Annotated in this window: 7 protein-coding genes; 3 read left to right on the top strand and 4 right to left on the bottom strand. The window is 42.5% G+C overall.

Annotated elements, in window-relative coordinates:
- Window positions 1-463 precede the first annotated feature (463 nt).
- A complete protein-coding gene (gene hpsP / locus O9334_RS07510; protein ID WP_287999769.1) occupies window positions 464-1,675 on the bottom strand; it encodes a hormogonium polysaccharide biosynthesis glycosyltransferase HpsP in 1,212 nt (403 codons plus the stop codon).
- Window positions 1,676-1,754: 79 nt separating this feature from the next.
- Here hpsP and O9334_RS07505 point away from each other — a divergent pair, with 79 nt between their 5' ends.
- Entirely contained in the window at window positions 1,755-2,141 is a 387-nt protein-coding gene (locus tag O9334_RS07505) for a hypothetical protein (protein WP_002739650.1), read from the top strand.
- An 81-nt stretch (window positions 2,142-2,222) separates the two neighbouring features.
- Here O9334_RS07505 and O9334_RS07500 read toward each other — a convergent pair whose 3' ends face one another.
- On the bottom strand, window positions 2,223-2,981 hold the full coding sequence (locus tag O9334_RS07500) for a GAF domain-containing protein (RefSeq protein WP_045357878.1): 759 nt from the start codon (window positions 2,979-2,981) through the stop codon (window positions 2,223-2,225).
- 237 nt (window positions 2,982-3,218) lie between these two features.
- Between O9334_RS07500 and lnt the strand changes: the two genes are divergently transcribed.
- Window positions 3,219-4,745, top strand: a complete 1,527-nt coding sequence (gene lnt / locus O9334_RS07495) for an apolipoprotein N-acyltransferase (RefSeq protein WP_045357876.1) — start codon at window positions 3,219-3,221, stop codon at window positions 4,743-4,745.
- Between the two features lie 60 nt (window positions 4,746-4,805).
- Window positions 4,806-5,048, top strand: a complete 243-nt coding sequence (locus O9334_RS07490; protein ID WP_045357874.1) for a DUF8620 family protein — start codon at window positions 4,806-4,808, stop codon at window positions 5,046-5,048.
- A gap of 230 nt (window positions 5,049-5,278) precedes the next feature.
- On the opposite strand, the gene recQ is transcribed toward O9334_RS07490, so the two are convergent.
- Together recQ and O9334_RS07480 are read right to left on the bottom strand one after the other, a co-directional pair.
- Window positions 5,279-7,390, bottom strand: a complete 2,112-nt coding sequence (gene recQ, locus O9334_RS07485) for a DNA helicase RecQ (RefSeq protein WP_287999768.1) — start codon at window positions 7,388-7,390, stop codon at window positions 5,279-5,281.
- 143 nt (window positions 7,391-7,533) lie between these two features.
- Window positions 7,534-8,145, bottom strand: coding sequence for a DUF3318 domain-containing protein (locus tag O9334_RS07480; protein WP_287999767.1), 612 nt, complete (start codon window positions 8,143-8,145; stop codon window positions 7,534-7,536).
- Window positions 8,146-8,790 lie beyond the last annotated feature (645 nt).

Below are 8,790 nucleotides of genomic sequence, written 5' to 3'. Positions count from 1 at the left end.
CAAAAGTCAAAAGGGAAGAAAAATATGTGTACCTCACTAGCTTATAGCGGTGTGCAGTCGTATTAGGTACAGTGTCACAAGCTATAAACCATGCTAGGCAAAGCTTGGTCTGTATCTCACTCAAGCGCTTACCGCTATAATTAAATTAAAAATGGATTTTAGGTTCGATCCCCCCTTAGTACTAGGGTTGATTCATAGTAGGGTTGATTCATGAATCAACCCTACCCTATAGTCCCCCCTTGATAAGGGTGGTGTCTGATAATTTTTAACGCCTACCTACTTAAATGATGAGATGATGACATTGGGGACGGAAATATGGGGAATTAGCGGAGATGAGAGCGTATATTGGAAATAGAGCCATCCCTAGAAAGTGAGCTACTGTTATGGAATCTTTTGCGCTTCCCGTCTTTCTGCAATCAGGTTTAACCCTATTGGCATTTTTAGTGCTGGTTATCCTGATGGCCTAAATCTTAATCCGTCTGTGACTTCGATCGAGTAGGGGACGATCGATAGCGCCGACTAGATTTTCATAGACGGTTAACAGCTGGTCAGCGATCGCTGACCAACTATATTGATTTAAGACTAAATCCCTGGCATTTTTCCCCCGTTGTTGGCGAATTTCAGGATTAGTGATAGCCGTTGCCAAAGTATTAGTTAAATCCTCAAGCTGACAAGCTGTCACCCATCCCGCAGCCGCTGCCGTCACCGCAGGATGCAGATCCACCCGATCCGAGATCAGCACAGGAATTCCGGCAGCCATAGCTTCGGCAACTGCGATGCCAAAATTTTCATAGTAGGAAGGTAAAACAAATAAATCGGCCCTAGCGAGGAGGCTATTTTTGACTTCTCCGGTGACAAATCCGGTAATTGTCGTATTTTTGCCCAAGATTGACCGCTCGATCTGATTTTTAATCCGATTTTCGTACTCCCGATCCTGGGGATTGCCTCCTGCTAAGACAAAATGAAAATCTAGGCCTTTTTCTAACAACCTTTCTAAACTGGGCAGCAGTAAATCTAGACCTTTTTTCGGATCAAGACGGGACATATAGAGAATGATCGGTTTATTTTCGGGAAGATCAAAACCCGTTACTGGTAAAGCTTGTGGGTTAAAAAAATCTACCCCTAGGGGGATGATAATATCCTTAGTTTTTATATGAAATCTTTCGGCAGTTTGACACTCCTGCTGACTGGTAAAATGAACTGCCGCCGCCGCCGCTAAATTGGGTTTTTCCAGAAAATTGGCATATATTTGTTTAAGTTGCCGTTTTTTTTGCAAATCTGCCGGATCGAGGGTGCCTAGGGGACGGAGAATATAGGGCAGTTGATGATAACGAGCGATAGAAGCCGATATACTGCTTACCGGGGAGAATAAGGCGTGAATATGGGCGATATCATAATCTTTTGCCCTATTAGCCAACCAAGTAAACAGAGCAAGGGAAAATTTATAGCGCCGAAAGGGAGAACAGGGAAAATAATAGATTTGATAGCCATTTTGACTAACAGGGACCCCTAAAGGCACATCTAGGGGTGCTTGTCCCGTGTCACCATTGGAATCGGTGGTAATAATAGTCACCTCTTGGCCCAGTTGCGCCAAGGCCGCTGACAAACCGAGTACCATTTGACTAGGACCCCCGTAAACAAGGGAAATCGAAGGAACAATCTGAAGAATTTTCATCTTTTTGGTGCAAGGGTCAAGACTTGTTAAGATCGATCGAGCCGTTCGCTCAAATTTACCACTTCTGTGGCTCTCATTTATGGTAATCGACTTTCTGCCCTTCACTATCAATATTTCCCCGGCCTTTATTGCCGGTAGCTGTCTCTGGTCTTTAGCATTATATTTGGGGTTAGCTGGGGTGCGAAATTGGTTTATAGAAATTTTCTATCGCTGGTTTAATTTTGCCGAGCGTTTCCTCTATACTTCCCTAGAGGAGTTTGAAAAAACTCGCGTCGCTAGAGAATCCCAAAATGCTTTTTATGCCTCTATCTTTAGTATTATTCCCTTTCTCATTCTCGGCGGTTTCTCCGATTGGTTAATCGAGATTAGTTTAGGAAAAAGTTGGCCGATTAGTGTCGGTATTCTCGCTTGTGTTGCCTCTGGTGTCTATGAATTAGGACGGCAGGACGGCAGCGGCAATCAGTAAATTAAGCTGTTAACTATCTCAATTACTTCTTGGCACTGCACGGGAGGGGCAAGTTAGTCGATTTTAACCCTTGACTAGCGTTCAATCTTTTCCTTCCAGACGATTTTTATGTTTATTAAGAGTCTTTTGTAGTAAATTCAAAACCTCATTAGCAATCTCAATAACTTGATGAGTTCCAAAACCGGCCTGAGTTAATTCTTTAAAAAAAGCCTTAGCGACAATTTTGGCTAATTTCGGGGGATAAGGATGAACAGCGATCGAATGTTCGCACTGAATTTCTGCTATTTCTCTAGTCACTGCCATAGTCACAAAACGAGATTTTAATATCCCTTGCAAATGAAAAATTTGCAGGGATTGGGCTGCCTGTTGAGCGAATAACTGCAAGATTTCTAAATCTAATGGTTCAAAATGTTTTTTGTCTAGGGGAAAACTGAGATTAATTACTCCGATTACCTGCTCGTTTAGGATAATCGGCGCGGCCATAAAACTATTATTATTTGATCTTTTGGGATAAGGGGCTGCACTAGCAAATGGCGATCGAGTGATATCCTTAATTAGTAAAGGTTTCCCTGTAGTCGCTACATTGTCGGCAATAGCTTGATCGAGTTTAATTATTTCTTGATCAGCCAAGGGTGATAGATCATCATAATGGGCAAAAACTTCTAGATAATCGGTAATTTCCCCTTTTAATTCCTGTGGAGAGCTTAACAGGATTGAACAGTGCTGCGCTCGCAATTGATGAGCGCTTGTATTAGCTATTTTCCGAAAAATATCTTCGAGATTTTCCTCAACATTCAAGACAAGAGCCAGAGTAGTTAATTTGGGGTTAAAATTATCCATGTATTCAATCACTTATTCAGTCCGAGTTTAGGCTTTCAGGGTGAGGGTGACATTCCCCATCTCCCTGTTTATCTGAGTCTATAGCGTGCCATAGCATCTGATCGAGGGGCTTTTTTACTCGCTAACTGATCTATTGTAGATGTGCTGAAAAACTTCTGTGTGTCTCTTGTTTTTTGTCTTCCCTCTAGCTACTCTGATCTAGTAGGTCAGACGAGTTCAACCTGACTTGAGTGAAAGATGGTGCGTTTTCTCTGGGCAATTTTGGCCGGTGTGGGGATGGGGTTAACAGTAGCGCCGGTTTCTTGGTGGTTACTCGCTTGGATTTCTCTCGTCCCCCTGTGGATTGTTGTGAGATTAGCGGAAAAATCCCTAAAAAAACAGCTTTTATACGGTTTTGGCTGGGGTTTTGCCTACCATGGCCTCGCTTTATTCTGGATCACGGGAATTCACCCGATGACGTGGATGGGTGTCCCCTGGTTAGCTAGTTTGTTAATTGCCCTGTTTTGTTGGTTGTTTATCACTTTTTGGGGAACGGCGATCGTGCTAACTTGGACGTTAGTTATGTTTTATGTCAACAAAAGTGTTAATCAGTCATCTTTTAGGGATGCCCTCCTACGGGTTTTCATCGGCACTGCCCTCTGGTGTGGGTTAGAATCTCTCTGGAGTCAATCCCCTCTCTGGTGGACTACCCTTGCTTATAGTCAAAGTCCCCATAATTTATTGATTCTGCAATTGGGCAAATTATCGGGTTTTACGACGGTAACGGCGGCAATTGTGGCAGTTAACGGTTTAATCGCCGAAAGCTTTCTCCTAATCCGTCAGTCGCGGCAAAATCTCGCTTTTCTCTCTTTACCCCTCCTCATTTGTTTGAGCCTGCATCTCTGGGGATGGAATGTTTACCATAAACCGATCGAAAAGTCAAGGGATTTAGGGATAAAAATTGGCGTAATTCAGGGCAATATTCCCAACACGATTAAACTTTCGCCCCTAGGATTTCAAAAGGCACTCGAAGGTTACACCTCTGGTTATCAAATTCTCGCCGATCAAGGAGTAGATGCCGTCTTAACTCCTGAAACCGCCTTACCCTACTATTGGGAGAACTTAGTCAATAATAGCTCGATTTATTCGGCAATTTTAGCCAAAAAAACGCCGATCTGGTTGGGTGCATTTGGCAAGATGGACAAGGGTTATAACAATAGTCTCTTTACCATTGATGGCGAGGGACAGGTGATTAGTCAGTATGATAAAGTAATTCTCGTGCCTTTAGGCGAATACGTTCCTTTTCAGGAAATTTTGGGTGGAATTGTTGATCGCCTTTCTCCCTTGCAAGCGCACTTAATCCAGGGAAATCCTGAGCAAATTATTGACAGTCCTTTCGGTAAAATCATTGTGGGAATTTGTTACGAATCGGCTTTTTCCGAACATTTTCGCCGTCAAACTGCTAGGGGAGGCGAATTTATTATTACTGCTTCTAATAACGCCCATTATAGCCACGCCATGCCCGCTCAACACCACGCTCAGGATACCATGCGAGCGATCGAAACCGATCGATGGATGGCCCGGGCCACCAATACAGGTTATTCTGCTTTTGTCGATCCCCACGGTAATCACCTTTGGCTATCGGATCTGGATAAATATCAAATCCATAGCGAAACAATTTATCGACGGGATACGAGGACTTTATATGTGCGCTGGGGAGATTGGTTAACTAAAGTTTTAATCATTACTGCCGGACTAGCTTGGCTCTGGAGAGCTTGGGATTAAGGTGACAGTGCTATACTTTTTCGTGAATAAACTGTATAAATAACCTAAGTTTTTGCTGCAATGAAAGAGCAATTTGTCAAGTGGTTGAATAGAATCTTAATATTTGATGTGTTTTTAGTGATAGCGGGTTTTCTCTGGTTTGCCGTGGCTGTTATTGGTGAATCCACGGGAATTCCCCTAGGATTTAAACTTTTTCAGCGTCTTTGGCTGCCCTTATTCAATCCTGCTATTAGTATTTTAATTGCGGGGGCGATTTTAAGCTGGGCGATTAATAAAATTCAAGAACGCTTCTCCCCTAAATAGGGTTTGCTTAATTCAGTGATCAGTTATCAGTTATCAGTGATCAGTTTTGAGTTTTGAGTTTTGAGTTTTAAGTGAGCAGTATGTATAAAGTCAGCATCATCAAATGGCAGTTTACTGCTATCTTTTCACTGTTTACTGTTCACCGAAAAAACTCCCCATCTCCCCACTTCATAATTCATAATTTATAATTCCTCCTCTCCTATAGCTTTTAAAACAGAGTTCCGCTGCTCTTATTGCCGGGGTCTTCTTTGCCAAGCAACAACTAATTTAATTTCCTCATAACTATAATTATCTCCCAGATTTTCTTTGAGAGTTTTCAGGGATTGATCGCCAACTTTTTTAATCGCTAAACGAATATATTCCTGTTTATTCTTAGAAACTAACTGATTAATATCAATTTCGTAACCAGCTTCCAGCAATTTAGCTAAATGTTCATAGATTGTTGAAACTTTTAAGCTTCGTTTGCGAGCGATTTCTTCCACATTCAAACCATCTTGATAGTATTGGAGAGTGAGGAATTGAGTAGAGGGAAGACTATCCTGACAAAAATCATTAATTGCCGCTATAAATATATCCCCATACTGTTGGACTTTGCTGTGTACTACTCCAGAAATTTGACGAAACTGCTCTAAACTCCGGGGTTTTGATCTGGCCATCAAACGCAGACTAGAATCATGGAAAATAACGTAGGGAGGAACCCCTTGACTATCGGCAATTTTTTTCCGCAGTTGCCGCAAGCGCTCGAATAATAAATCACTTTCCACCGTATTGGGATTGTCGTCTCCCAAGATTTGACCGTTAGCTTTTCGGGGGACGGCAATAAACACGGAACGTTGTTTCCGCATCACTTCCCAACTGTGTTGATTAAGTTTCAAGATTCTAAAATTGTCTTCAGTTTCTACCAGTAGATTTTGCTGGACAAGGGAACGACTCAAACGTTTCCACTCCTCCATAGTTTTATCTTTACCGATGCCATAAGTAGATAATAAGTGATGTTGATATTGGGTGATTCTTTCACCTTTTCCTCCCCTCAGTACGTTGATTATGTGCATCATACCGAATTTCTGTCCCGTCCGCGCCACACAGGATAAAAATTTTTGTGCTTCGATCGTCCAATCCTCGGAATTGTTACCATGGCGACAGTTATCACAGTTACCACAGTTACCCGCAAAACTTTCTCCAAAGTAGCCTAGGACACTCGATCGCCTACATTCAGTCCCTTCGGCATAATCTAACACCTGTCGCAATTGTTGACGAGCTTTCTGTTGTTCATTTTGCTCGGTTTTTTGGTTAATAAAATACTCAATTTTTCTGGCATCTGCAAAGCTAAAAAAGAGGGTACATTTAGCCGGTTCTCCGTCCCTACCGGCGCGGCCCGATTCTTGATAATATCCCTCTAAATTGCGGGGTAAATCATAATGAACGACAAAGCGCACATCGGGTTTATTAATCCCCATACCGAAGGCAATTGTCGCCACCATAATCTGCACATCATCCCGAATAAAACGGGTTTGATTTTGGCTTCTTTCCCGATCATCCATACCCGCGTGATAGGGTAGGGCATCAATACCATCTTTTTGTAACTGTTCAGCAACTTTATCGACGGTCTTGCGGCTGATACAGTAAACTATTCCTGCTCCTTTTTGTCCTTTAATATATTGATACAATTGCTGATAAGATTTACTGGTTTTAGGTTGAACTTCATAGTAAAGATTAGGACGATTAAAACTAGCAATATGAATGGAAGAATCTCGCAATCCTAATTGTTGGATAATATCTTCCCTCACCTGTTGGGTGGCGGTGGCAGTTAAAGCGAGAATTGGCACGGAGGGAAAGCGTTGACGAACTTGTTTAATTTGTCGATATTCAGGGCGGAAATCATGGCCCCAATCGGAGACACAGTGAGCTTCATCCACTGCTAAACAGGCTAAACCGAGGTAATTATCAATAACAGCTAAAAAGTCTAAAAAACTAGGCGATAATAATCTTTCTGGCGCAACATATAACAGTTTAATTTTTCCTTGCAGGATTAAAGATTCTCTTTCTCTGACTTGTTTAGCGTTTAAAGTGCTATTGAGAAATGTTGCCCCGATGCCATTATCAGCTAAAGCAGTTACTTGATCCTGCATTAAAGCAATTAGGGGAGAAACCACCACCGTCACCCCTTTTTTGATTAAAGCAGGTAGCTGAAAACAGAGAGATTTACCGCCTCCAGTGGGCATAATTACTAATAAATCCTGATTATTTAAAGCAGCCTCAATTATTTGGCGTTGATTCGGTCGAAATTGATCGTAGCCAAAGTGATATTTTAAGACTTTTTCTAAAGAGTCAATTGCAGCCATTGAGCAAGGGGAAAAATATTTTTATAGTAGTTATTTTAAGTTTACAGACTCTCTGATTTTAGGGAACAGGGAACGCCGGAATGGGTGACAGAGGGGGGGAGATTACCTATTGCCTCCTGACTCCTGACGACCGACTCCTGACCTTAAGATTGTCTCACCTGATCGGGAACACCAACAAAGGAGAGATTGGCTAATTTTTTCAGATTTTGACAGCGCAATAACTCGTTAAAATTGAGACTCGATCGCCCCTCAATTTCAGCTATAGTCTCAATAGCCGATAATAAACTTTTGGCGGCCTCGGTTTCCGTGTAACCGCGTCTAACGGCCACTTTTAGGGCGGCTTCATCCGCGTCTAATTCCCGTTGGGGGCTGCGTTTTTCCCGCCAAATCCGGTTAATTGCCAAGGCAGTTAAACCCCCCGCCACTGCCATACCGACAGCATCGGTTTGCAGGGTTTCCACGGTTAAACCGATCATACCAGCCAGAGCAATTACTCGATCGAGATCGGGTTTAAACCATTTTACTGCCGTTAAAACAGAGACGGCCCTTAACAAGACTAAATCCCGTTGGGGTCTTGATAATTGCCGCCAGAGGTCAAAATTAATTGGAATTGGTCTGACTCCTCTTTGCCAGGGTAGGGGAAAATTAGTTTCGATTACCTTGGGGCTTTCGGGTTTGCTGACAATGCGCGTCATCATCCGTCCCGAAGCAGGCATGAGGTCTAGTAAATGACTAATCTCGTTGTCTTGGTTCATCGATCGCCGGTCAATAGTCTTCGATCATTGAGTATAATCGCTTTCTGAGCTAATATCTCTTTTCCGACAATTTTCTCAACGAAACCGCATGAGTCCCTACTGTTCGGCTTTGAGGGGTTCGATGCCCCAAAAATCGCCAATAAATTCTTGCATCTTCCTCAAAATCCTCATGTATTGATTAAACCTCTTGCATAATTAATTTTTGAGGATTCAAAAACGGCAAAAACAAGGATTAAATTACATAAAATCTGGAAATAGACCGTTTAATTGATTATTATTCATTCTTAATTCTCCTGACTACTGACTACTGACTCCTGACTCCTAACCCTAACAACAATTTTTGATTTTTACAAGAGGTCTATTATTAATGAGGGGATGAAACAAGTCCTGACCGTATCTTGCCAACTCCAAGTAACACCCGAACAGGTCGCCGCTATCGAGGCGACACTGAAAGCGTTTGCGGAAGCTGGCGACTACGTTAACGGGACGGTGAAACCGAACCTGTTGACATCCTCGCCGCCCTAAAAGTGCGGCGATTCCTAAACCTCACGATTTAAGTTTCTGCTTCCACCACCGTCGCATACCACAGTTAAAAAACCATGTACTGTCTTACACAGAGTCCACAGACTTTCGCCCCATTTCAGA

Origin of the sequence: Microcystis sp. LE19-8.1F, from assembly GCF_027531715.1 — a bacterium.
GTDB lineage: Bacteria > Cyanobacteriota > Cyanobacteriia > Cyanobacteriales > Microcystaceae > Microcystis > Microcystis wesenbergii_A.
This window is presented reverse-complemented; position numbering and strand designations above follow the sequence as displayed.